Source organism: Caulobacter sp. UNC358MFTsu5.1 (assembly GCF_000712075.1).
Classification (GTDB): domain Bacteria; phylum Pseudomonadota; class Alphaproteobacteria; order Caulobacterales; family Caulobacteraceae; genus Caulobacter.
The window spans coordinates 266,497-290,761 of the sequence record NZ_JONW01000009.1 but is presented as its reverse complement, the minus strand read 5'-3'; the positions used below and the strand labels follow the sequence as shown (position 1 = coordinate 290,761).

Annotated in this window: 18 protein-coding genes and 1 pseudogene; 3 read left to right on the top strand and 16 right to left on the bottom strand. The window is 68.9% G+C overall.

Translation table 11 applies throughout. The annotated features are described in order from the left end of the window. Window positions 1-19: 19 nt before the first annotated feature. Together BR39_RS0118710 and BR39_RS0118705 are read right to left on the bottom strand one after the other, a co-directional pair. Complete coding sequence (locus BR39_RS0118710) at window positions 20-985, bottom strand: alpha/beta fold hydrolase (protein WP_029915009.1); 966 nt, start codon at window positions 983-985, stop codon at window positions 20-22. A 55-nt stretch (window positions 986-1,040) separates the two neighbouring features. Beyond that, window positions 1,041-3,257 (bottom strand): TonB-dependent receptor, encoded by a 2,217-nt coding sequence (locus BR39_RS0118705; RefSeq protein WP_051695903.1) that lies wholly within the window; start codon window positions 3,255-3,257, stop codon window positions 1,041-1,043. Between the two features lie 245 nt (window positions 3,258-3,502). On the opposite strand from BR39_RS0118705, the gene BR39_RS0118700 reads away from it, so the two are divergent. Further along, window positions 3,503-4,828, top strand: a complete 1,326-nt coding sequence (locus BR39_RS0118700; RefSeq protein ID WP_029915005.1) for an aspartate aminotransferase family protein — start codon at window positions 3,503-3,505, stop codon at window positions 4,826-4,828. On the opposite strand, the gene BR39_RS0118695 is transcribed toward BR39_RS0118700, so the two are convergent. The 11 genes and pseudogenes from BR39_RS0118695 to ccoN all read right to left on the bottom strand — a co-directional run bounded on the left by BR39_RS0118695 (window position 4,815) and on the right by ccoN (window position 16,942). Next, a complete protein-coding gene (locus BR39_RS0118695; RefSeq protein ID WP_051695901.1) occupies window positions 4,815-6,746 on the bottom strand; it encodes an ATP-binding protein in 1,932 nt (643 codons plus the stop codon). The two genes, BR39_RS0118700 and BR39_RS0118695, sit on opposite strands and share 14 nt — an antisense overlap. A gap of 161 nt (window positions 6,747-6,907) precedes the next feature. Then, complete coding sequence (gene hemN, locus BR39_RS0118690) at window positions 6,908-8,260, bottom strand: oxygen-independent coproporphyrinogen III oxidase (protein WP_029915001.1); 1,353 nt, start codon at window positions 8,258-8,260, stop codon at window positions 6,908-6,910. Window positions 8,261-8,412: 152 nt separating this feature from the next. After that, entirely contained in the window at window positions 8,413-9,057 is a 645-nt protein-coding gene (locus BR39_RS0118685; RefSeq protein WP_029914998.1) for an OmpW family outer membrane protein, read from the bottom strand. Between the two features lie 113 nt (window positions 9,058-9,170). Next, on the bottom strand, window positions 9,171-9,362 hold the full coding sequence (gene ccoS, locus BR39_RS0118680) for a cbb3-type cytochrome oxidase assembly protein CcoS (protein WP_029914996.1): 192 nt from the start codon (window positions 9,360-9,362) through the stop codon (window positions 9,171-9,173). Next, entirely contained in the window at window positions 9,359-11,533 is a 2,175-nt protein-coding gene (locus BR39_RS0118675) for a heavy metal translocating P-type ATPase (protein ID WP_029914994.1), read from the bottom strand. Before BR39_RS0118675 ends, ccoS begins: the two co-directional genes overlap by 4 nt. Then, entirely contained in the window at window positions 11,530-12,015 is a 486-nt protein-coding gene (locus BR39_RS0118670; protein ID WP_029914992.1) for a FixH family protein, read from the bottom strand. The genes BR39_RS0118675 and BR39_RS0118670 overlap by 4 nt, the downstream gene beginning before the upstream one ends. Then, entirely contained in the window at window positions 12,012-13,505 is a 1,494-nt protein-coding gene (gene ccoG / locus BR39_RS0118665; RefSeq protein WP_029914990.1) for a cytochrome c oxidase accessory protein CcoG, read from the bottom strand. The genes BR39_RS0118670 and ccoG overlap by 4 nt, the downstream gene beginning before the upstream one ends. A 5-nt stretch (window positions 13,506-13,510) precedes the next feature. Then, complete coding sequence (gene ccoP / locus BR39_RS0118660) at window positions 13,511-14,380, bottom strand: cytochrome-c oxidase, cbb3-type subunit III (RefSeq protein ID WP_029914988.1); 870 nt, start codon at window positions 14,378-14,380, stop codon at window positions 13,511-13,513. Next, window positions 14,380-14,547, bottom strand: a complete 168-nt coding sequence (locus tag BR39_RS0118655; RefSeq protein ID WP_029914979.1) for a cbb3-type cytochrome c oxidase subunit 3 — start codon at window positions 14,545-14,547, stop codon at window positions 14,380-14,382. The genes ccoP and BR39_RS0118655 overlap by 1 nt, the downstream gene beginning before the upstream one ends. Further along, window positions 14,544-15,287, bottom strand: coding sequence for a cytochrome-c oxidase, cbb3-type subunit II (gene ccoO, locus BR39_RS0118650; RefSeq protein WP_029914977.1), 744 nt, complete (start codon window positions 15,285-15,287; stop codon window positions 14,544-14,546). The genes BR39_RS0118655 and ccoO overlap by 4 nt, the downstream gene beginning before the upstream one ends. 8 nt (window positions 15,288-15,295) lie before the next feature. Then, a pseudogene (gene ccoN / locus BR39_RS25430) lies at window positions 15,296-16,942 on the bottom strand (cytochrome-c oxidase, cbb3-type subunit I). A gap of 122 nt (window positions 16,943-17,064) precedes the next feature. On the opposite strand from ccoN, the gene BR39_RS25425 reads away from it, so the two are divergent. Further along, the gene (locus BR39_RS25425) at window positions 17,065-17,337 is read left to right on the top strand and encodes a hypothetical protein (protein WP_035018668.1); all 273 of its coding nucleotides are present in this window, start codon (window positions 17,065-17,067) and stop codon (window positions 17,335-17,337) included. Here BR39_RS25425 and BR39_RS0118635 read toward each other — a convergent pair. Both BR39_RS0118635 and BR39_RS0118630 read right to left on the bottom strand, forming a co-directional pair. Beyond that, a complete protein-coding gene (locus BR39_RS0118635; RefSeq protein WP_029914975.1) occupies window positions 17,334-18,635 on the bottom strand; it encodes a hypothetical protein in 1,302 nt (433 codons plus the stop codon). The genes BR39_RS25425 and BR39_RS0118635 overlap by 4 nt on opposite strands. A gap of 44 nt (window positions 18,636-18,679) precedes the next feature. Then, the gene (locus BR39_RS0118630; protein WP_035018666.1) at window positions 18,680-19,972 is read right to left on the bottom strand and encodes an MFS transporter; all 1,293 of its coding nucleotides are present in this window, start codon (window positions 19,970-19,972) and stop codon (window positions 18,680-18,682) included. 488 nt (window positions 19,973-20,460) lie between these two features. On the opposite strand from BR39_RS0118630, the gene BR39_RS0118625 reads away from it, so the two are divergent. Next, the gene (locus tag BR39_RS0118625; RefSeq protein WP_029914971.1) at window positions 20,461-22,815 is read left to right on the top strand and encodes a TonB-dependent receptor; all 2,355 of its coding nucleotides are present in this window, start codon (window positions 20,461-20,463) and stop codon (window positions 22,813-22,815) included. Between the two features lie 113 nt (window positions 22,816-22,928). On the opposite strand, the gene BR39_RS0118620 is transcribed toward BR39_RS0118625, so the two are convergent. Beyond that, entirely contained in the window at window positions 22,929-24,164 is a 1,236-nt protein-coding gene (locus BR39_RS0118620) for a serine hydrolase (protein ID WP_029914970.1), read from the bottom strand. Window positions 24,165-24,265 lie beyond the last annotated feature (101 nt).

Genomic DNA, 24,265 nt, shown 5'->3' with positions numbered 1-24,265 from the left:
GAGGTCCCGGGGCTGGACGCTAGCGGATGCCGGCGTCCGCCAGGAAGGCGGCGACGTCGTCGGCCGTACGTTGCGGGATCTCCACCTGGGGCAGGTGGCCGACCTTCGGATAGATGATCAGCTTGGCGCCCGGGATCGCCTCGGCGAACTTGTGCGCGCCGGCTACTTCGATCAGCGGGTCGATCTCGCCCCACAGCACCAGGGTCGGGGCCTTGATCGTCGAGAGAGCCTCCTTGGTGGCCTGGCCGTGCTTGCCGGGCTGGATCGACATCAGGATCGCGCGATGGCCCGGGGCGCGCTGCAGTTCGGCCCAGCGGTCGATGAAGGCGTCGGTGATCACGGCGGGATCGCCGACCTCGCCGCGCAGGCCCGAGCGGATCAGCGGCTTGTTGTCGATCGAGCGCAGGAAGGCGCGGCCCCACGAATATTTCAACAGCTTGAAGGCCAGGGGCGGCTTCTTCAGCGTGGTCGCCGGCCAGCCGGCGGCGTCGGCGAGGATCAGGGCGTCCACGCGGTTCGGATAGCGCACGGCCGTCTGCCAGGCCACGCCGCCGCCCATCGAGTTGCCGGCGATGGCGAACCTGGGCAGGGCCAGCTTGGCGGCCAGGGCGTCGATCAGGTCGGCGTAGCCGTCGCCGCTGGCGACATAGCCGGCCGGGGCGCGGGTCAGGCCGTGGCCCGGTAGGTCGAGGGTGATGATCCGGTAGCGGTCGCCCAGGCGCGCGACCCAGCCTTCCCACGAGAAGTGCGAGTCGCCGAAGCCGTGGACCAGCACCAGCACCGGCCCGTCGGCCTTGCCCTCGTCCTTGTAGTGCAGGCGCACGCCGCCCGGCAGGTCGGCGTAGTGCGAGGCCGCCGTGGCGTATTTCGCCTCGAGTTTTTCATAGGGGATGTCGGGGCCGCGCAGCAGCAACCAGCCGACAAAGCCGGCGACCACCACCAGCGCGACCAGGCCCCCCAGCACCGACAACACGATCTTGATCATCGAACTCTCCAGAACGGTCGGCCTCCCCGCCGCGAGGGCGAGGAGGCCTTGGACGCTAGTACTTCAGGCTGGCGCGCACGCCCCAGGTCGCCGGCTCGCCGGGGGCGGCGATGTCGATGTAGGGCAGGAAGAAGTTGCGGGTCAGGTCGTACTTCTCGTTGAAGACGTTGCGGCCGAACAGGGTGAGCGCCCAGGGGCCGGTCGACGGCGTCAGGGTGATGCTGGCGTTGGCCAGCCAGTAGGAGTCGACGTTGTAGCGCGAGCCCAGCAGCAGCGGCTTGGTCTCGTCGTGGAAGGCGTAGTTGCCCTCGGCCTCCAGCTGATAGTCGCCCAGCGACCAGCCGTAGGAGACGTCGCCGCCATAGCTGAGCGGCGGGAAGCCCACCTTGGCGCCGGTACGGTCGACATAGACGGCGTGGCCGGCCGCCGTGCTGGCGGCGATGTCCAGGTCGTTGGTGTACTTGTCGAACTTGCCGGTCTTGTAGCCCAGCGACTGGCCGATCCGCAGGCCGGGAGCCGGCCGCCAGGTCAGCTCCAGTTCACCGCCGTAGATGTGCGACTTCTGGGCGTTGACGATGGCGCCGATCGGGCCGTTGTTGATGTCGTAGATCGCCGACTGAACCTGCTGGTCCTTGTAGTCGTAGTAGAACACCGAGCCGTTCAGCTGGACGGTGTTGTCGGCGAAGCTGGACTTGAAGCCGGTCTCGTAGGCCCACAGGGTCTCGGGCCGGAAGCCGTCGACCGCCGAGGCGTCGCCCACGTTGTACGAGGTGAAGCCGCCCGACTTGGTGCCCTTGCTGGCGCTGGCGTACAGCAGGACGCCGTCGACCGGCCGGTACTCCAGGCCCAGCTTGCCGGTCAGGGTCTTGTTGTGCAGCGACTTGTCGGCCGTGGGGCTGAAGTTGGTCGGCGGCGCGCCGGGGGCGAAGACGCCGGCGGTGACGAAGTCGTACTGGTTGCGCTTCTCATCCTCGCCGCGCAGGCCGCCGATCAGCTTGAGCTTGTCGTTGAGCGCGTATTCGACCTGGCCGAACAGCGAACCCGAGCGGACCTTCTGGTTGTAGCTGGTGCGGGTGTCGAACAGCAGCGACTGGTAGAAGTCCGAATAGAAGGCCTCGTCCAGGGTCTCGCGCGAATAGTAGGCGCCGACCAGCCATTGCAGCGGGCCCTCGGTCTTCGACGAGGCGCGGACCTCCTGCGAGAAGACCTTGGCGTCGGTGTCGAAATAGGTCCCGGCATAGGCGTAGGCCGAGGCGTCCCAGTCGTTGTATTCCTTGCGGTGCAGGCGCTCGTACGAGGTGATCGAGACCACGTCGACCGCGTCGTTGCCGCCGTGGGCGCGCAGGCTGACGCCGCTGCTGTCGGTGTCGTGGAACGGCTTGGCGTTGGTGGCGATGCCGGTCAGGTCCGCGAAGGCGGATGAACCGCCCCAGCCGGTGGCCTTGCGGTCGGTGTCGGCCGGGATCGTCGGCAGGGCCGAATTGTAGCTGAGCGGATTGAACAGGTAGAGGCCGGTGGGCTCGGACTTGTCGCGGCCGTAGTGGGCGCTCAGCAGGAAGTCGAGCTTGTCGCTGGGCTGCCAGGCCAGTTGGCCGCGCACGCTGGTGCTGTCCTTGTCGCCCAGCTTCTCGCCGGTGGTGCGGTTCTTCTGCCAGGCGCCGCCCTGGTCGGTGACGAAGGCCAGACGGCCCTGCAGGGCGTCGCCGATCGGTCCCGAGACGTAACCCTCGGCCTTGAAGTGGTCGTGGCTGTCGTATTCGGCGGTGATCCCGGCCGCCTGGGTGGTGGTCGGCCGGTTGGTGATGAAGTTGATCGCGCCGCCGGTGGTGTTGCGGCCGTAGAGCGTGCCCTGCGGGCCGCGCAGCACCTCGACCCGGGCGATGTCGAACAGCAGCCCTTGGGTCTGGGCCTGGATCGGATAGGCCACTTCGTCGACGCTGACCCCGACGGTCGAGGAGTTGTTCGAGGCGTAGTCGTCGAAGCCGACGCCGCGCAGGCGGAAGCTGGGTTGGCCGCTGCCGAACTGCGGCGTGATCTCCAGGCTGGGCGTGGCGTACTGCAACTGATTGACCGTGGCGACGCTGCGCGCGACCAGCTGCTCGCCCGAGATCACCGACAGGGCCACGCCCACGTCCTGGGCCGACTGTTCCCGGCGCTGGGCGGTGACGATCACCTGCTCCAGTTCGGTGTTGGTCGCCTGGGCGAAGGCCGCACTGGCTAGGGAGGCGGTCAGGGCGCCGGCGGCGGTCCCGATGAGTAGACGCTTGATCACTGGATAATCCCCGCTTGCGGCGCACGCTCTTGAGGCAAAAACGCCGGTTTTTCGTTCGCCCGAGAATTCCTACTGAATGAATGGGGATTCAAACCGAGATTTCCTCCCGATAAGCCAAGCTTCTCTAATCGGCGTTCAGCTGAGCGGAAAAATTCTGATTGGGCACGCAGATTTATCAGGAAAGCGGGGGGATTGCGCGACGAGGCGGCGGCGTGGATTTCTCTACTCATTGAGTAGGATTTTGCATGCCCGACACCAATCTGAACCTCGACCACTACTGGATGCCGTTCACGGCCAACCGCCAGTTCAAGGCCGCGCCGCGTCTGCTGGCGGGCGCCGAGGGCATGTACTACGCCAGCGCGGACGGCCGCCGGATCCTCGACGGCACGGCGGGCCTCTGGTGCGTCAACGCCGGCCACGGGCGCCGCGAGATCGCCGAGGCGGTGTCGCGCCAGCTGCTGGACCTGGACTATGCGCCGTCCTTCCAGATGGGCCACCCGGTCGCCTTCCAGTTCGCCGAGGCCCTGGCCGCGATCGCGCCGGGCGGTCCGGAGGCCGGTCTGGACCGGATCTTCTTCGCCAACTCGGGTTCCGAGGCCGTCGACAGCGCCCTGAAGATCGCCGTGGCCTATCAGCGGGCGATCGGGCAGGGGACGCGCACCCGGTTCATCGGCCGCGAGCGCGGCTATCACGGCGTCGGGTTCGGCGGCATCTCGGTCGGCGGATTGGTCAACAATCGGCGCGTCTTCCCGCTGCTGAACGGCGCCGATCATCTGCGCCACACGCACGACCTGGGCCGCAACGCCTTCTCGCGGGGCCTGCCCGAGCACGGCGCCGAGCTGGCCGACGATCTCGAGCGCCTGGTCGCGCTGCATGGCGCGGAGACGATCGCGGCGGTGATCGTCGAACCCGTGGCGGGGTCCGCCGGCGTCCTGCCGCCGCCGAAGGGCTATCTGGAGCGCCTGCGCGCGATCTGCGACCGCCACGGGATCCTGCTGATCTTCGACGAGGTGATCACCGGCTTCGGGCGGCTGGGCGCGCCGTTCGCCACGGACTATTTCGGCGTGGTCCCGGACCTCGTGACCGTGGCCAAGGGCATCACCAACGGCGCCTTGCCGATGGGCGCGGTGTTCGCCAGCCGCAAGGTCCACGACGCCCTGATGACCGGCCCCGAGCCGCAGATCGAGCTCTTCCACGGCTACACCTATTCCGGCCATCCCGTGGCCTGCGCGGCGGGCCTGGCGACGCTGGGCCTCTATCAGGACGAGGGCTTGCTGACCCGCGTGGCGGGGCTCGAAGCCACCTGGGGCCAGGCGCTGCACGCCCTGGCCGACGCGCCCCACGTGATCGACGTCCGCGCCATCGGCCTGATGGGCGGCGTCGAGCTGGCGCCCAGGGACGGCCAGCCGGGCGCGCGCGGCTACGACGTGCTGGTCGCCTGTTTCGAAGCGGGCCTCCTGGTCCGCGTGACCGGCGACATCGTCGCGCTCTCGCCGCCCCTGATCGCCGACGTCGGCCATATCGCCGAACTGACGGCGACCTTGCGCGACGTCCTGATCAAGGTGTCGTGAGTTCGACGGCCTCGCGGAGCTGGCCGACGATCGGCAGCAGCAGGGTGAAGGCGGTTCCGTCCGGTCCCGATACCAGCTCGACCCGGCCGCCGATCGCCGCCGCGCGACGGGCCTGGTTGCCCAGGCCGCGGCCTTCGGCGGCGGCCGAGACATCGAACCCATGTCCGTTGTCGACCACGCTGACCCGCACGAAACCGTCGCGCGCCTCGGTGGCCAGCCGGATCTCGCCGGCGCCGGCGTGCTTGATCACGTTGGTGAAGGCCTCCTGCAGGATGCGCAGGATGTGCAGCGAATGGCGCTGGTCCAGCCAAGCCAGCGGCGGCACGTCCTGGACCTCCCACCGCAGCTTGACGCCCGTGGCTTCGAGCCGCGGCTGGAGGCGGAAACGCAGCGTGCCGAGCAGCAGGAGCAGGTCGGTCTCGACCGGCTCCATCGAGTCGATGGTCAGCTTCAGGTCGTCGATGCAGCTCTTCAGGAGCTGGGCGATCTCGTGCTCGTCGATCCTGCCGTGCTCGACCACCCGCAGGGCGCTGACCAGGGACGAGCCGAGCCCGTCGTGCATGTCCTGCATCAGCCGCTGGCGTTCCCGGTGCAGCACCTCGCGCCGCTCGACCTCGCGCAGCTTCTGGTGGCTTTCGGTCAGTTCGGCCTCGCGCGCGGCCAGCCGTTCGGCCAGCACCGCGTTGGCGTGTTCCACCTCGCTCATCGCCCGCATGTAGCGGTTCAGCATGATCAGGCAGAAGGCGACGATCAGTCCGATCTCGGCATAGATGTTGAGGAACAGGCCCTCGATGTTGACCAGGTTGTTCTGGAGCAGAAGGTCGTAGGCGCCGGCCAGGACGCTCAGCAGCCCCCAGGCGGCCAGGACCACGCCTTCCCGCGAACGCGCCCGCCAGCTTCGGTGGAAGCCGAGGCCGAAGGTGGTGATCGCCAGGACCCCCATGACCAGATAGACGATCGGCGACACGATCGTGGCGTCGAACGTGCCGGCGAAGAGCGGCAGGGTCAGCAGGTTGACCGCCAGGCTGGTGGTCGCGATCAGGGCGGTGAGCCAGGGCTGGCGATGATGATGCAGCCTGACCAGGAACAGCTGGGCGATCAGGATCATCCAGCTCAGCGCATTGACCGTCAGCCAGCCGAACCAGGCGTCCGGGATCGGCAACCGGTCCGTTCCCATGAAGGTGTGCATCACCCGCAGCAGCGCCACGATGCTCATCACCGCGAAGAGCAGCAGCAACGTCTCCCGCCGTCGCCCGAGCCAGACCAGGAAGGCGAAGATGCCGGTCCCGAGGAATATCGCCGAACTGAGATAGGGCAGCTCGATCTGGAAGAAGTCGCGCACGTAGTAGGCCGCGCCCAGCTGGCGGTAGTCGCCCAGCCATAGGGTCGACAGCGCCCCGCCCAGGCCCCGGACGTGGCGGATGCGGATCAGGATGTCCTTGGGCGGCGTGGTCTCGGCCGCGTCCTCCAGCGGAATCCACAGCGGCCGGTTCGAGCCGTTCCACTGCAGATTGGCGTGCGATTGGTAGAACAGCGCGCCGTCGACATAGATCGCGATCTCGCCGTCGGTCTTCCAGCGCGGGATGTAGAGATAGGCGTCGGGCGGCGGCGCTTGCCCCGGTCCGAGCTGGAAATGGTACCAGGTGGTGCGCGTGGGCAGGGCGTCCGCCTCGCCGGGCTGGGTCCGGACCTCGGGGCGGGGCGCGTGGGGCAGGGCGACGGTCCGCCATTGGCCGGGGATGTCGCGCCAGTCCACGCGACGCGGAGGCGGCGCATAGCCCTGGCTGTCCTGGGCCAGCACCTGGGCCTGGACGAGATGGATTCCGTGAGGCCGGCTGACGAGATAGACGCAGACCAGGACCAGCACGAGCACCGCGGCGTAGAGCAGCGGGACGCGCAGGCTTCGATGGAATTCCATGGCGACGGGCCCCGTGGATCGCTTCGATCTTCGGGCGCGCGGGCTCCTGGTGGATCCGCCGGACGAAGATCGTGACCTTGTTCCGGGAAGCCTGCCTCAGTTCGGCGATTTCGTCATAGCCGAAAGCCTTGTCGATCGGTTCCGACGTTCGAGCGTCGGGTTCAGACCGCTTTCGCGTGGCGGGCCGGGGCGACCGGGAGGCGGGCGTCGAAAGCTGCCGCCACGACCCGCATGAGCCGCCGGGCTCCTTCGGGAATGGTCACCCGCCCGCCGTCGCGGACGCAGAATCCCGCGATCTGCAGGGCGTCGAGCGCGCCGAGGCCGCCGGCGAGGTGGTCCGGGGGGAAGCCGTGCTCCCGGCATGTCGCCTCGACATCGACCGTCAGGCCGCACATCAGGCGCTCGATGACGGCGGCGCGCAGGCGGTCCTCGTCGCTCAGCGCCAGGGCGCGGGCGAGCGGCGGTTCGCCCTTGGCGATCCGGGCGGCCCACTGGTCGGTCGGCGCCAGGTTCTGGACGAAGCCCTCGCGGAACTGGCCGATGGACGAGGGACCGATCGGCACGAGCACGGGAGCGGGGTCGTCGGTATAGCCCTGGAAGTTCCGTCGCAGGCGTCCCGTCATGGCCGCCTTGCTCAGGGGATCGTCGGGAAGGGCGTAGTGGTCCAGGCCGATGCGGACATAACCTGCCCCGACCAGGGCGGCGTCGGCGGCCTCGGCCTGGGCCCAGCGCTCGTCGAGGTCGGCGAGGTCGGCTTCGCGGATCATGACCTGGTGCTTCTTCATCCACGGGACGTGCGCGTAGCCGAAGACCGCCACGCGGTCGGGGCGCATCTCGGCGGCGCGGCGCGCGGAGTCGTGGACGTTCTCCACCGTCTGTCCGGGCAGGCCGTACATCAGGTCGAAGTTCATGCCGCGCACCCCCGCTTGGCGCAGGCCGTGGACGGCGTGGGCGACCTGCTCGATCGGCTGGACGCGGTTGACCAGGGCCTGGACCCGGGGATCGAAGGTCTGGACCCCCAGGCTCACGCGCGTGACGCCGGCGTCGCCGACGGCCTCGATGAAGGCGTCAGACAGCAGGCCCGGGTCCAGCTCGGCGGCGACTTCGGCGCCGGGCCTCAGGCCGAAGACGCGCTTGAGGCGCTCGACCAGGCGCTGGAAGTCGGCCGGGTTCAGGGCGTTGGGGCTGCCGCCGCCGAAATGCAGATGGGTCAGGCCGTCGTGCTCGCCCAGGCGTCGGGCGACCAGATCGATCTCGTGCCCGAGCAGGTCGGCATAGGCGGCGACGCGTTCGTAGCCGTGGGTGATCGTGGTGTGGCAGCCGCAGTACCAGCAAAGCCGACGGCAGAACGGCACATGGACATAGATCGACAGGCGGTCGTCCGGCCGGGTCGCGCCGAACCAGCCTTGGCCGACGGCCGCCTGGTCCGCCTGGAAGGCGAGGGCCGTCGGATAGCTGGTGTAGCGCGGCAAGTTACGTTGGGCGTGCGCACGCTGTTCGGCGGAGAGGAGCATCGATCGAGGCTTTCGAAGGGTACGGTCGCTTCATGGCTCCCGATCGCCCGGCCGGCCTTGATGTTCGTCAAAAAGCCGGCGCGCCGCCGCCGGCGGGCGTCGGATGGGGGCCTCGCCCGAGCATCGAGGCTGGGGCGAGGCGTCCGGCCGGTCTAGAACAGGTGGGACAGGCCCACCGAGGTGACGAGCGGATCGAGATCGACCTTCGCCTTCAGCGCGCCGTCGTTGATTTTGGCGTCGGTGTCGAAGAAGACCTTCTTCACGTCGGCGTTCACCAGCCACTGGTTCCTGAGCTTGATGTTCACGCCCGCCTGGAGGGCGTAGCCGATGCCGTCGTCGAGCCCGACCTTGAAGCCGTTCTTGTCGCTGTTCCTGTAGAACAGCATGTAGTTGAGGCCCGCCCCGACATAGGGGCTGACCCGGGCGGCCGGCAGCGGGTGGTACTGCAGCGTCACGACCGGCGGCAGCACCCAGGCTTCGTGGACGACCACGTCGGTCCCGGGACCGCGCGCCCGGATTTCGTGATGGGTCGTCCCCAGGATCGCCTCGACCGCGACCTTGTCGGTGAGGAAATAGGTGAAGCCCAGCGTCGGCTTCACGTCGTCGCCGACGTGCGCCTTCAGGCCGGTGGCGGCGCCCGAGGCGGTCAGGATCGCGGCGTCCTTGTCCGGCGCGACCTGCGTCGCGCGGACGTGGACGATCAGGTCGCCCTTGGCGTTCGTGGTGAAGTCCTGGGCGTTCGCGGCGCCGGCGCAAAACACGCCCAAGGCGACGAGCGAAATAATGGAGGTCTTCATATCGTATCCCCTGGATCGCGACGTCAGTGTTTCCGTCGCGTCTTCACTCTAAGGGGTGCGATATGGAGGGCTTTGACCTCGATCAGTTTCGAAGACCTCTGGGCGCTTGGCGATTACTTAAGTGCGGCGTCCGTTTTGCCGGCCGGATCGGGCGGCGGGCGGTCTTCGAGATGGTCGTAGAGGATGCGCTCGGCGTCGCCCTTGGGGTCGTCGTATTGCCCCGACCGCATCGTCCAGAAGAAGGCCAGCAGACCCAGCGCCCCCAGGCCGATCGACGCCGGAGCCAGGAACAGCAGGATGTTCATCGCGGGCGTCGTCCCAGGCGCGGACGGGCGGCGTTGAGCAGCACGACGATGGACGAGCCGGACATGGCCAGGGCCGCGACGAAGGGATTGATCAACCCGGCCATGGCCGCCGGGGTGGCGATGAGGTTGTAGAGCGCGGAGAAGCCGAAATTCTCCAGGGCGCGACGTCGCGCCTCGCGTGCGGTCTCGATCGCCTCGACCACGGCCCGCAGGTCCTCGCCGGTGAACACGAGGTCGGCCGCGTTCTGGGCGGCGTCGACCGCCGCGCCGGGCGCCATCGAGGCGTGGGCCTTGGCCAGGGCCGCGGCGTCGTTGAGCCCGTCGCCGACCATCAGCACCTTGCGTCCCTGGACGGCCAGCGCCTCGATCGTCGCGACCTTGTCGAAGGGCGTCAGGGCGGCCCGCCACGCGGTCACGCCCACCGCCTCGGCGACCTCGGCGACAGGCGAGGGCAGATCGCCCGACAGGATCTCGACCGGCAGGCCCAGCCGCCGGAGCGCGGCGACGGTGCCGGCGGCGTCCGGGCGAAGGTTGTCGGCGAAGACGAAGCGGATTTTCACGTCGCCTTCGAAGCCGAACCAGAGTTCGGTCTCGCGCGCGTCGGCGCCGTCCACCCCGACGAAGGCGGCGCGGCCCAGGCGGGCGCGTCGGCCGTCGATCAGGCCTTCCACGCCCTGGCCCGGGGTCTCGACGCACGCCTCGGCGACCAAGCCCAGCCCCGCCTCGGCGGCCAGGGCGCGGGCCAGAGGGTGTCGCGAGGCGCGGGCCAGGGGCGCGGCCAGCCTCACCAGATGGGCCGGCGCGCCGATCAGGGCGGGACGCCCCCGGGTCAGGACGCCGGTCTTGTCGAACACCACGTGGTCGACCTCGGCCAGGCGCTCCAGCGCCGCGCCGGACTTCACCAGGACGCCGCCCCGGAACAGGCGGCTGCTGGCGGCGACCTGGACGGCGGGCACCGCCAGGCCCAGCGCGCAGGGACAGGTGACGATCAGCACGGCGGCGGCCCGCAGCAGCGCCTCGCGCGGCCCCAGTCCCAGCGCCCAACCGCCGACGAAGGTCAGGGCCGCGGCCGTGTGGACCAGCGGCACGTAGAGGGCGGCCGCCTTGTCGGCCAGCCGTACATAGGCCGAGCGGGTCTGGGCTCCGGCCTCCATCAGCCGCGCGATGGCGGCCAGGGTCGAGTCCTCGCTGCGGGCGGTCGCGCTCATGATCAGCCGCCCGGTGAGGTTCAACGCTCCGGCGTTCAGCCGGACGCCAGGACCCACGGCCGCCAGGGCGGTCTCGCCGGTGATCAGGGCGTTGTCGATTTCCGAGCAGCCTGTCTCGACGTCGCCATCGACCGGGATGCGGTCTCCCGGCGCCACGACCAGGCGATCGCCGACCTTGACCTCGGCGACGGGGACGCCTCGCTCGACGCCGTCGACCAGCCGGATCGCGACCGGCGTCTGCAACGCCAGCAGGTCGCGGGCGGCCGACCGGGCGCCGGCTCGGAGCCGATGGTCCAGGTAGCGGCCGATCAGCAACAGGAACAGCAGGGTCACCGCCGCGTCGAAATAGGCGTGCCTGCCCCCGAGTATGGTCTCGGAGAAGCTCACCATCAGGGTCAGGATCACGCCGATCGAGATCGGCACGTCCATGTTGGCCCGGCCACGCTTCAACGAGGCCCAGGCCGAGCGAAAGAACGGCCGTCCGGCGAACAGGGCGCACGGCGTCGCGACGATGGCGGCCAGCCAGTACATCACGGTCAGGGTCGAGGCGTTCAGTTCCTGCCCGAACAGCCCGGCCCAGGCCGGCACCGTGAACATCATGACGTTGCCGGCGCCGAACCCCGCCACGCCCAGGGCCAGGGCCAGGTCGCGGCCCTCGCGGTCCTGGGCGGCGGCGGCCTCGCCGGGGTCGAACAGACAGGCGCGGTAGCCCAGGCCCTCCACCGTCTCCAGCACCCGCTGCGGGGCGGTGTCCTGGCCGGCCAGTTCGACGGCCAGCTTGCCGGTCGTCAGGTTCAGGCGCGCGGCCTCGACGCCGGGCAGGTCCCGCACGGCCTTCTCGATCTTGCTGATGCACCCCGCGCAGCGCGCGCCGCTGACCAGCAGGTCCAGCTGGCCTCGCCCCGCGTCGTCGCGGCGGACGAAGGCCTCCAGGTCGCGATGCAGGGCAAGCCCGGCGCTCATCGCGACACCAGGCGGGCTTCGAGTTCGAAGACGTCCTTGGGCGTGCGGGCGACGGCGCGCAGGTCCCAGGCCCCGTCCAGCCGCGCGGGAGCCTGGTAGCGACCCCCGCCCATCGGCGTGAAGGCCAGGACCTGCCGACCGGTCTCGGTCGCCGGCCGTTCCAGGGTTCCGGTAAGCGACAGGTGGTCGAGGGGGCGACCGGCGGCGTCGCGAACGTCCACGATCACGGCTTGCCCGTCCCGGGTCTCCACGGCGGCGGTCCAGCCCAGCGCGGCCTCGCGCTGGCGCTGCGCCAAGGTGCGGTTGAAGGCCAGCCCGGCCTCGTAGGGGTTCGACGCCACCTGGCCGGAGAAGGTCCGGTAAGCCAGCACCATGAACACGGCGTCGACGGCGATCACCAGGGCGAAGAACAGGACGACCCCGATCAGCACGTGCCGGCCGGTGATCTGTCCCTTTGGCGCGGGCGGGGAGGCGGCGGTCATTGCGGGTTCGCGGCTCCTGAAAGGAAGACGGTCGCGGCGTCGGCATGGACGTCGCCCGAGCGGACCGTGAAGCGGCCTGGCACGCTGGACGGACGCTCGGCGTCGGGCGGGGCGGTGACGAAGACGCGCAGCGACACGACCTGGTCGGCGGGGGCGGTCACCGAAATGCCCGCGCTCTTCAGGGCGGGCTGGCTGAGGCGTGCCCCAAGGACGCCGTCGAACGTCACGTCGAAGCGGCGGTCGGCGAAGGTGCGGTTGGTGATCTTCAGGGTGTAGCCCTCGCGGACCGCGCCGTCGTGCATCCGGACATAGATCGGGTTGCGGTCGCGGATCACGTGGAGGTCGGCCTTGGGCCGGGCGATCAGGGACCACAGGGTCAGGCCGCTGACCACCGTCAGCGCCAGGGCGTAGTAGATCGTCCGGGAACGGATCGGCTTGTAGGTCGCCTTGCCGCCACCCGCCCGAGCGGCCACGGCGGCGTCGGTGTCGTAGGCGATCAGGCCCGTCGGCCGGTTCAGCTTGCCGAGGATGTCGTCGCAGGCGTCGACGCACAGGCCGCAGTTGATGCATTCCAGCTGGCTGCCGTCCCGGATGTCGATGCCCATGGGGCAGACGACCACACATTGGTGGCAGTCGATGCAGTCGCCCCGGCCGTCCCAGCTTTGGCCCTTCTTGTGGCTGCCGCGCGGCTCGCCGCGGTCGCGCAGATAGGTGACCTGCAGCGAGTGCTGGTCCAGCATCGCGCCCTGGATCCGGGGCCAGGGGCACATGTAGATGCAGACCTGCTCGCGCATCCAGCCGGCGAAGATGTAGGTCGTCGCGGTCAGCAGAGCGCAGGAGGCGTAGGCGGTCATCGGCGCCTGGCCGATCCAGAAGGTGCGGATCAGCGTCGGCGCGTCGTGGAAATAGAAGATCCAGGCGCCGCCGGTCCCGAAGGCGATGCCCAACCAGGCGACGTGCTTGCCGACCTTGCGCCAGGCCTTGTCGAACGACCACGGCGCGGCGTCCAGGCGCATGCGGGCGTTGCGGTCGCCCTCGAACAGGCGCTCGACGACGATGTAGAGGTCGGTCCAGACGGTCTGGGGGCAGGCGTAGCCGCACCACAGGCGGCCGAACAGCGCCGTGGTCAGGAACAGCGCCAGCGCCGCGCCGATCAGCAGCCCCGTGAAGATGTAGACTTCCTGCGGCCACAGCTGGATGTCGAAAAAGTAGAAGCGGCGACCGGTGAAGTCGACCAGGGCGGCCTGCTGCGGAAAGCCGTCGGGCCGCCCCCACCGGATCCAGGGCGTGACATAGTAGAGGGTCAGGGTGGCGATCAGCACCGCCCACTTCACCGCCCGCCACCGGCCGTGGGCCAGCTTGGGGTAGATCGGCTCGCGCGGCTTGTAGAGGCCGCCGCGCGCGTCGCCCTTGCGCTTGCCCCGTTCGGCGGCCGAGACCGCCGGACGGTTGTCGTTCTGGGACCGGGTCTTGTCGATGACCGTGGCCATAGGCCCTACTGACCGCCCGCGTTTGCGTGGATGTAGACCGAGAGCGCCTTGATGGTTTCCGGGCTGAGACGGCCGTTCCAGGTGGGCATGACGCCGCCGTTGCCGGCGAAGATCTGGCCGCGGATGGCCGTCCGGGAGTCGCCGTAGAGGGACTCCCCGTCCGTCAGGTTGGGCGCGCCGAAGGCGGGATCGCCCTTGCCCTCGGCCCCGTGGCACGCGGCGCACTGGTCCTGGAAGAGCGGGGCCGCGCGGGCCACGGCGCTCGCGTCGGCCGGCCGGCCGGACAGGTGCACGACATACTCGGTCAGGTCGTCGATCTGGGCGGGCTGCAGCATCTCGTCGCGACCGAAGGCGGGCATCTGCGACGCTCGGGCCCCAGGCGCGCCGGTGCGGACGCCGTGGGTGATCGTGTACTGGATGTCCTCCAGCTTGCCGCCCCACAGCCAGACGTCGTCGCGCAGGTTGGGATAGCCCTTGCCGCCCGTGCCGCCGATGCCGTGGCAGGTGGCGCAGTTGTCGCCGAAGACGGACTGGCCCACCTGCTGGGCGTAGGCCTGCAGCTTGGGATCCTTCTCGATCTGCTCGAGGCTGGCCGTACGCAGCTGGGCCGCGCCGGCGCCGCGCTGGACCTCGAGCGCGCTCAGTTCGCGGCCCACCTCGACCCGGTCGGACTTATGCAGCAGGCCCTTGGTGTAGCCGGTCAGGCCCGGCCAGGCGGGCATCAGCAGCCAGTAGACGACGGAGAAGGCGATCGTGCCCCACCACACCCACAGCCACCAGCGGGGCAGGGGGGTGTCGAGTTCGTGGATGCCGTCCCATTCGTGACCGGTGGTTTCGGTCCCGGTGACCTCGTCGGTTTTGCGTTCGGACGCCATCAGGGCAGCTCCTCGTCGTCCAGCGGCATGCGCGCGGCGTGGTGGAATTCGGCCTTCTTCGAGGGCCGCAGGGCGTAGAAGACGCCGGCGAGGAAGATCAGGCCGAAATAGATCAGCCCTCCCTGCTGGGCGAACCGCGCCACGGTTTCGTAGGAGAGGCCGCTCATCGCATGTTTTCCGGCGACTGGGCCTTGTAGGACTTGAAGTCCACGGTCGTGCCCAGCATCTGCAGGTAGGCGACCAGGGCGTCCATTTCGGTGATCTTGTCGGGGTCGCCGTCGAAGTCGCGGTTGGCCGCCTTGCCGCCGTACCGGTCGCGCATGGCGACGGCGTCGGTGGAGAACGGATCGGCCTGGGCCTCGAGGTCCTTTTTGGCGTTGGCGATCTGATCGGCCGTGTAGGGCACGCCCTCGGCGCGGAGCGTCTTCATCCGGTCGGCGACGTCGCGGTAGTCCAGCTCCTTCTCGGCCAGGAACTTGTAGGGCGGCATCACCGACTCCGGCACGACCGAGCGCGGGTCGATCAGGTGATCGCGGTGCCAGCTGTCGGAGTACTTGCCGCCCACCCGGGCCAGGTCGGGGCCGGTGCGCTTGGATCCCCACTGGAACGGGTGGTCGTACATGCTCTCGGCCGCCAGGCTGTAATGGCCGTAGCGTTCGACCTCGTCGCGCAGCGGGCGGATCATCTGCGAGTGGCAGACGTAGCAGCCTTCGCGCACGTAGATGTCGCGGCCGTTCAGCTCCAGCGGGGTGTAGGGCCGCACGCCGCCGACCTTCTCGATCGTGCCCTGCAGCCAGAACAGCGGGGCGATCTCGACCAGGCCGCCGATCGACACGACGATCAGGATGCCGATGACGAGCAGCAGCGAGTTCCGCTCGACCTTGGTGTGGTGTTTCCAGACGGACATCGGGGACCTCAGGCGATCGCGGGGGCGGGCGCGGCGATGGCGTCGGCCGGCGCAACGGAGGGCGAAGCGATCGTCTTCCAGATGTTGACGATCATGATCAGGGCGCCGGTCAGGTACATGAGGCCGCCGACCGTGCGGATGACGTTCTCGACGTGCTTGGCCGAGACCGTCTCGATGAAGCTGTAGGCGAGGAAGCCCTGCGGGGTGTATTCCCGCCACATCAGGCCTTCCATGATGCCCGACACCCACATCGCGGCGATGTAGAGCAGGATCCCGGTGGTCGCGATCCAGAAGTGTCACTCGATCAGCTTGTTCGAGTACATGGCCGGCTTCTTCCAGAGCCACGGCACCATGCAGTAGACCGCGCCGAAGCTGATGAAGCCCACCCAGCCCAGGGCGCCGGAGTGCACGTGGCCGATCGTCCAGTCGGTGTAGTGGCTCAACGCGTTGACCGCGCGGATCGACATCACCGGACCTTCGAAGGTGGCCATGCCGTAGAAGGCGATCGAGACCACCATCATCCGCACGACGGGGTCGGTGCGCAGCTTGTCCCAGGCCCCCGACAGGGTCATCAGGCCGTTGATCATGCCGCCCCAGGACGGCATCCACAGCATGATCGAGAAGGTCATGCCCAGGGTCTGGGCCCACTGCGGCAAGGCCGTGTAGTGCAGGTGGTGCGGGCCGGCCCAGATGTAGATGAAGATCAGCGACCAGAAGTGCACGATCGACAGGCGGTAGCTGTAGACCGGCCGCTCCACGCGCTTGGGCACGTAGTAGTACATCATGGCCAGGAAGCCGGCGGTGAGGAAGAAGCCGACGGCGTTGTGGCCGTACCACCACTGGACCAGGGCGTCCTGGACGCCAGAGAAGACGCCGTAGGACTTGTGGTTCAGCAGGCCCACCGGCAGGCCGGCGTTGTTGACCAGGTGCAGCAGGGCGATGGTGACGATGAAGGCCAGGTAGAACCAGTTGGCCACGTAGATATGGGGTTCCTTGCGCTTCCAAATCGTGCCGAGGAAGACCAGCAGATAGGTCACCCAGACGACCGTCAGCCACAGGTCGGTGTACCATTCGGGTTCGGCGTATTCGCGGCTCTGGGTCGCCCCCATCAGGTAGCCGGTCGCGGCCAGCACGATGAACAGCTGGTAGCCCCAGAACACGAACCACGGCGCGATGCCGCCCGCCAGCCGCGCCTTGCAGGTGCGCTGGACCACCCAGAACGAGGTGGCGATCAGGGCGTTGCCGCCGAACGCGAAGACGACCGCCGAGGTGTGCAGCGGACGCAGCCGGCCGAAGTTCAGCCACCCGGCCTCGGGGAAATAGAAGATCCGGGGCCAGGATAGCTGGGCGGCGATGATCACCCCGACCAGCAGGCCGGCGGCGGACCAGAACATGGTGGCGATCACCCCGGCCTTGATGACGTTGTCGGAATAGCGGTCGGGCTCGTCGCGCAGGGTCCCGCCCGACAGCCCGGCGGTCAGGAAGAACGCGGCGATGACCCCGGCCAAGGCGAAGGTCTCGGCCTGCAGGCGGAAGATCGGGTCCTGGCTGAGCCCCGCGCAGAAGAACGCCACGAGCGCGCCGACGGCCGAGAAGAGCAGCAATCCGCCCGAGCCCGCGGGCGGACTTGCGGTAGGTGTTGATGGGGCGGACATGCGGACTCCGTGCGCCGAATCTTGTCCCATCTTCGATGTCACGGTCGTGGTTGGGCGGCTTTGACACATGTCAAAGGCGAGCCCGGCATTTTCCCTATCCTGGCGATGTTCAGGAGCGGCCCATGTCGACACCCTTCCAGGCCCGCGCCCGCATCGGCGCGCTTCTCGCGGCCGCGGTCGCGATCGTCAGCTGGGCGGTCGCGCTCGGCGAAGCGGCGCAACGGCTGGCGGCGGGACCGCTCTGCAGCGTCCGGCAGGACGCGTGGACGCCGCTGGACCATTGCCCGGCGTGCTTCGTCGCCGTCGCGGCGACGCTGTTGTCGTTGACTGTCTGGATTCGGCTGCGCGCGGCGGACCGGCCGAAGCCGGCCCGCTTGGAGGTCGGACGCCGCTAACCGGCGACCGCCTTGAGCAGCTTGCGGAAGCCCTGGGCCGCGGCGATGGTCGCGGGGGCGTCGAGGCAGCGCTCGTCGTCTTCCGCCGTGTGGTGGAAGCGGTGGATGCCGAAGACGCCCGCCGCCGGCGCGTAGCCGGCCTTGAGGACCTCCTCCAGTTCCCCGGCCGCCAGGACCGCGCTGGAAACGGGGGCCTCGAAGCCGATCTGTCCCGCGAAGATCGTCTTGGCCAACGGCATGAGCTGCGGCGTGATCGACAGGAAGCGCTGGCTGTCGACATTGGGCAGGGGCTCCCAACGTCCGGGGATCTCGTGCCAGTCGCGGGCGGCGACATTGGCCCCCAGGTGCAGCCAGAAGCGGGTCGCGGCGGGCGGCGGCGCAATCTGCTTCATCGCCTCGGACGCGCCGAGATACTCGTATTCGTGGCCGGTGTTGCAGACGAAGGCCAGGTCGTGGTCGGGCATGGCCTTGGCGGCCCAGCGGGCCAGGTCGAGCCAGACAGCCACGCCGGGGCCGCGCTCGGCCGCGCAGCCGAACCAGCCCGATCGCGGGGTGGACACCGCCAGCCAGCGTCCCTTGCCGCGATCGATCCGGCCGACGAAGTTGAAGGCGGGCCGCGTCCCGCCCTTGCCGTCGACCGTCAGCTTGGCTTCCTGGCGCTGGTAGGCGGCCGCCAGGAACGGACCCGCGCGCTCGGGCGCCAGCAGGGCCACCGGACCGGCGAACATCGGCTTGCGGCCGTCGGCGTTCAGCGCGATCACCTTGCCCGTGGGGCCGTTGGTGATCGCCACCACGGCCTTGGCTCCGGCCGCGAAGGCGGCCTCGACCGGCTTGCGCGCGGGACCGGCGATCATGGTGGACCAGCGCGCGCTGGGCAGGTCCACGAGGGCGATCGCGCCGTCTAGCGATCCCGCGAACCGGCCGGCCGGGTCGACCCGCACCAGCGGCCCCGAAACGCCGGCGGGACCGGTCGGGACGACGATCGGCTGGGGATAGACCGGGACCTTGGTCTCACCGCAGACGAGCTCGGCCTGGGTCGCTTCAAAGAACGGGGCCTGGAAGGACTGCTTCTCGATCACGTAGCCGGCCTTGGCGAGCTCCGCCGCCAGCCATTCGCCGCAGGCGTTGTCGCCCGCGCCGCCGGCGCGCTTCTCGCCGAAGCCGACGTACTTCAGCAGGTCCGCCTCGATGGCGGTCTTGGGGGCGTTCGCCGACGGCGGCGTGGCGGCGGCGACGGCGCCGCCCAGCGAGGCCAGCGCGCCCGCGCCCAGGAGAGTCCGCCTGCTGGTGTCGATCATGCCGATGTCCTTCCTGGTCTGACGCGAGAATGGAGAGGGTCAGCTCAGTCGGCCAGCCGCGACCGCATGCGGCGGCCCAGCAGGATGACGCTGACGAACGAGACGGCGCACATGGCCGCCAGGTAGATCGAGATCGGCGTCCGCGACTGGTAGTGGGCGAACAGGGCCGTGGCGATGATCGGTGCGAAGCCGCCGCCGACGACCGCGCCGATCTGGTAGCCGAGCGACGCGCCCGAATAGCGCACGGACTTGGGGAACAGCTCGGCGAACAACGCCGCCTGCGGGCCGTACATCAGGGCGATGAAGGTCAGTTGCACGGCGATGGCCAGGACGACGGCCAGGGGCTTGCCGGTCTCGATCAGCGGGAACACCGCGAACGCCCAGACGCCTGACAGCAGCGCGCCCAGCAGGAAGACGCCGCGTCGCCCCCAGCGGTCCGAGGCCGCGCCGCAGGCCAGCAGGACCGGGATCATCACCAGGCTGCCCGCCATGACGGCGAACAGCAAAAGGTCACGGTCGAGGCCGAGCGTCGTCGCGCCGTAGGCGACCGAATACGTGATGGCGATGTAGAAGCAGGCGTTGTTGGCGACGAACGCGCCGCCGGCCAGCAGGATTTCGCGCCAGTGGCCCAGGGCGACCTCGGCCAGGGGCGAGCGGCGCGGGGCGGTCCGGGGCGTCGTCCCGGCGGCGGTCTCGGTCGCCGGCTCGGAAACGCCGAAATGGACGACCAGGCTGATGACGATCAGCAGGATGCTCAGCAGGAAGCCGATCCGCCAGGTCCAGGCGATGAAGGCTCCCTCGGGGCTGAGGGCGCTGACGCCCAGGAACACCAGGTTGGCCAGCACCACGCCCATCGGCACGCCCACCTGGACGAAGCTGCCGTAGAAGCCGCTGCGGCCGGGTGGGGCGCTTTCGATCGCCAGCAGGGCCGCGCCGCCCCATTGTCCGCCGACCGCCAGACCCTGGATGAAGCGCAACGCCACCAGCAGCAGCGGCGCCCAGACGCCGAGACGGGCATAGCCGGGCAGGAGGCCGATCAGGGTCGTCGACAGCCCCATGACGAACATCGCCAGGACCAGCGCGCGCTTGCGCCCATGGACGTCGCCGTAGTGACCGAAGAGCATGCCGCCCAGGGGGCGCGCGATAAAACCGACCGCGAAGGTGCTGAACGAGGCGATCTGCGCCACGAAGGGCGGAAGGTCGGCCGGGAAGAACAGGCGGGGGAAGATCAGGGCCGCGGCCGTGCCGTAGATGAAGAAGTCGTACCACTCGACCGCGGCGCCCGCCGACGCCATGACGGCGACCTTCAGGCCCGGTCGTCCACCGGAAACACCCATGGCTGACATTCACTCCCCCGCGTTCTGGATGACGCTTCGAGGGGAAGAGACCACCCGCCCGCGGCGGGTGTCAATCGATTGTACGACAAAAATATAGTGATTGTATCCATGATTGGGCGATCGGGCTCGCGCCAAGCCGCCCCGGCAAGCTGGTCAGGTCCCTGGCGGCGCGTGGTCGGAGGCGGCGACGCGATCAGCTTGCGCGCCTGAACGGGCGTGATTCCGGCCCGCCCGCCTGGCGGCCTTTGGCCGAGAACCCTTGTCGAGCCGTGCCAAGCCAAGGGAATCCATGGATCTCCGCGCTTCGGCCCTGTCCGGCCTCGGGTTTCGCGCGCGGCCGACTGGGCGTGGGACGGCTCATAACGCATATGACGTAACGCAATTGGACAAAGATTGTCGTACAATGTTGACAGCGGGGCGAGCCCAGAGGATTGTCCAGCTCAGCCGACAGGAAAAACGTCGGCATCAAATCGGGGAAGGAAATAAGCATGGTCCGTTGGCTTGCGTGCTCGTCCGCTGTCGCCCTCATCGCGGCGATGGCCCCAGGGGCGGCGACCGCTCAAACCGCCCCGGCGGCCAATGAGGCCAGCAAGACCGAGAGCGCCGTGACCACCTTCGGCGACGTCGTCGTCACCGCCCGCCGTCGCGAGGAGGCCGTGCGCGACGTTCCCTCGACGATCACCGCCCTGGGGATCGACCAGCTCGAGGCCAAGAGCCCGATCGAAGGCGTCGGCGACCTGCTCCAGCTGGTGCCAGGCGTGCGCTTCAACAGCCTGCAGAGCGAGAACCTGGCGGAAGTGTCGGTCCGCGGGTCGGGCACCCAGCGCGCCACCAGCGCCGACTCGGGCGTGGGCCTGTTCGTCAACGGCGCCTATGTCGGCAGCAGCACCCTGGGCGGCCGCAACTTCAAGCGGATCGACTATTTCGACATCTCGCGCATCGAGGTGCTGGAGGGCCCGCAGGGCGCGCTCTACGGCCGCAACTCCGAATTCGGCACCGTCAACGTCGTCCTGGCCCAGCCGCTGTTCAAGGACACCGGCCGCGTGTCGGCCACCTATACCGACGACCTCAAGCAGGTGCGCCTGGAAGGCGTCGTCAACCAGAAGATCAGCGACACCACGGCCGTCCGTCTGAGCGCTCAGGTCACGGGGCAGGGCGGCGGAATCTACAACAATCCCAACCAGAACAAGTACTACGACCACACCGACGGCTACATCGTCCGCGCCCAGATCCGCCACAGCGACGGGCCGCTGGACGTGAACCTGATGTTCGACGCGCAGGACATGAACCTGCCGACCTTCGCCAACCAGTGGGTGATCCCCGCCGGCAAGGTCGCCTACCTGCCGCAGGGCTACACCGGTCCGCGCTACGACATCGGTTCGGACGTCAAGAACGGCCTGCGCCAAGTCGAGCGGCGCACGATGCTGATCGCCAACTACCAGCTGGGCTGGGCGACCCTGACCTCGACCTCGATGGTCTCGTTCTCCCGGTCGATGCAGGACTTCGCCGCCGCGGTCGATCTGGCCACCGAGGCCAGCTTCCAGGCCAGGGGCTGGGCCGGTCTCTATCCGCTGGGCGGCACCTCGACCAACGCCAAGGACCAGACGCTCTATCAGGACGTCCACCTGACGGGCGACCTGCACGACGGCGCCCTGCAATGGCTGACGGGCGTCGAGTTCCTGGCGCAGGACGACACCTATGTCCGCGACGTCGTCACCACGCCCTGCACGGTGACCGCCACCTCCGGCATCTGCGGCGGCACGCCGACCCAGCCGATCTGCTACAAGCTGATCCCGACGGCGCTGAACTGCCCGGCGGTCATCACGGCGGCCTATGGCGGCCACCGCGTCGTCCCGTCGGAATACCGCTCGGCGGCGATCTACGGCTCACTGAAGTACGACGTCGGTCCGTGGTCGCTGAGCGGCGAGTTGCGGTACTCCAAGGACAAGAAGACCGCGACCCAGGCAGACTATCGCCTCTACACGACCACGCCCGTCGGCACGCCCTCGACCTACAAGTTCGACCAGAGCTCGCCCAGCTACGCGGCCACGGTCAGCTACCGGTTCAATCCCTCGACCCTGGCCTACGCCAAGACCGGCACGGGCTATCGGGCGGGCGGCGTGAACAACGGCGCGATCGTCGCCGTGGCCCCGAACCCGCTGCAGCCGACCTACGACAACGAGAACACCACCAGCTACGAAGTCGGGGTGAAGTCGACGATCGCCCGCGCCGTGTTCCTGCGCCTTTCGGCCTACACGTCGCGGACCTCCGACGCGATCGCCAGCGTCTCGGACGGCTGCACCGTGGCCAACGCCTGCCTGCAGGCCGGCCAGAACTTCAACCTGAACGCCGGCACCGCCGAGGTGAAGGGTATCGAAGCGGCGCTGGACGCGGCCTTCAAGGTCGGCCCAGGGCGCCTGACGGTCGGCCTCAACGCCGCCAACCAGAGCGCCAAGTACATCAAGGTGAAGACCGCCCCGGGCGCGCCGATCCTGAACAGCTCGGTGGCCCAGACCCCCGACTGGACGATGTCGGCGAACCTCAACTACCGCGCGCCGATCGTCGCCGGCGTCACGGGCTTCGCCAACGTGGCCTACAACGGCTCGCGCGGCGGCGGCCAGGACACCGTGACCGCGTCCACGCCGTTCATCCCGCTCGAGGACATCGACAACGTGGACCTGCGCTTCGGCGCCGAGTACCGCCGCACGGAAGTGGCGGTGTTCGTGAAGAACCTGACCGACCAGGTGGTCCCGATCCTGAAGCTGCAGCAGGTCGATATCCCGCTGGCCAACCGCTACAGCCGCCCGCGCACCTTCGGCGTGAGCGCGACCTACCGCTGGTAATTCCCCGACCGGGTCGCCGTCGCCGGGCTCCGGCGCGGCGGCGGTGATCCGGACCTTTGTCTGCTTACCTCATGAACTGCGCCCGCCCGGCCTTGGCCGAGCGGGCGTTCCTTTTAGGTCAGGGCCGAATAGATCAGCGTCTTCAGCTCGCGGCGGATCGGATACAGCATCGACGGGCTGAGCTGGGTCATGAAGACCATGTGGATCTTCTCGACCGGGTCGACGAAGAAGGCGGTCGTGAACATGCCGCCCCAGTAATATTCGCCGGCCGAGCCCGGGATCATCGCCTTGGCCACGTCCTGGGTGACCGCGAAGCCCAGGCCGAAGCCGACGCCGGCGTTCGTGGTCTCGCTGAACAGCGACTTGGACAGGCTCGCCAGGTCCGACTTGCCGGGCAGGTGGTTCATCGTCATCAGCTCGATGGTCTTGCGGCCCAGGATGCGGACGCCGTCCAACTCCCCGCCGTTGGCGAGCATCAGACAGAAGCGGTGATAGTCGAGGGCGGTCGAGGCCAGGCCGCCGCCGCCCGAGACCAGCTTGGGCTGGCGCAGCCAGACGCTTTCCGCGCCGCGGTCGTACATCACGCGCCCGACGCCCGGGCCGGCCCAGACATAGCAGTCGGTCAGCCGGTCGGCCTTGCTCTCCGGCACGACGAAGGCGGTGTCGTGCATCTTCAGCGGCGCGAAGATCTTCTCGGCCAGGAAGCGGTCCAGCGGCATGCCCGACACCCGCTGGACCACGGCGCCCAGCACATCGGTCGAGACCGAATAGTTCCAGGCCTGGCCGGGCGAGAACTCCAGCGGCGTCCTGGCCAGGTCGGCGATGAATCCGTCCAGGTCGTGCTCGCCATGCCAGTTCTCGACCGGGCCGGCGTTCGATTTCGTCGCCCGATAGGCCGCGTCGACATTGCTACGGTTCTGGAAACCGTAGGTCAGGCCCGAGGTGTGGCGCAGCAGGTCCAGCATGCGCATCGGCTCGGCCGGCGCCTTGGTCAGGAACGGTACGCCGGCCCCGCCGCCGTTGTAGACGCCGACGTCCTTGAACTCGGGCAGGATGTCGGCGACCGGGGTGTCGACCGCCACCTTGCCTTCCTCGACCAGCATCATGAAGGCCACCGAGGTGATCGGCTTGGTCATGCTGGCGATACGGAAGATCGAGCCTTCGTCGATCGCCTTGGCCGATCCCTCGCGCGCCGCGCCCTGGCTGCTGAAGTGGGCGATCTCGCCGTCGCGGCTGATCAGGATCTGGGCGTGGGGCAGCTTGCCGGAGTCCAGGTACCGTTCCTTCAGGAACGCATCGATGCGGCCGAGCCTGGCGGCGTCGAAGCCGTGTTTCCCGCGTGAAGTCATCCGTAACGCTCTCCCATTCCTACGTTTCTTGCCCGGCTCTTCAGGGGGAAGGGCGCGGTTTGGTGTTGCGAATTTTGTACCACCACAGCCAAAAGATTGTC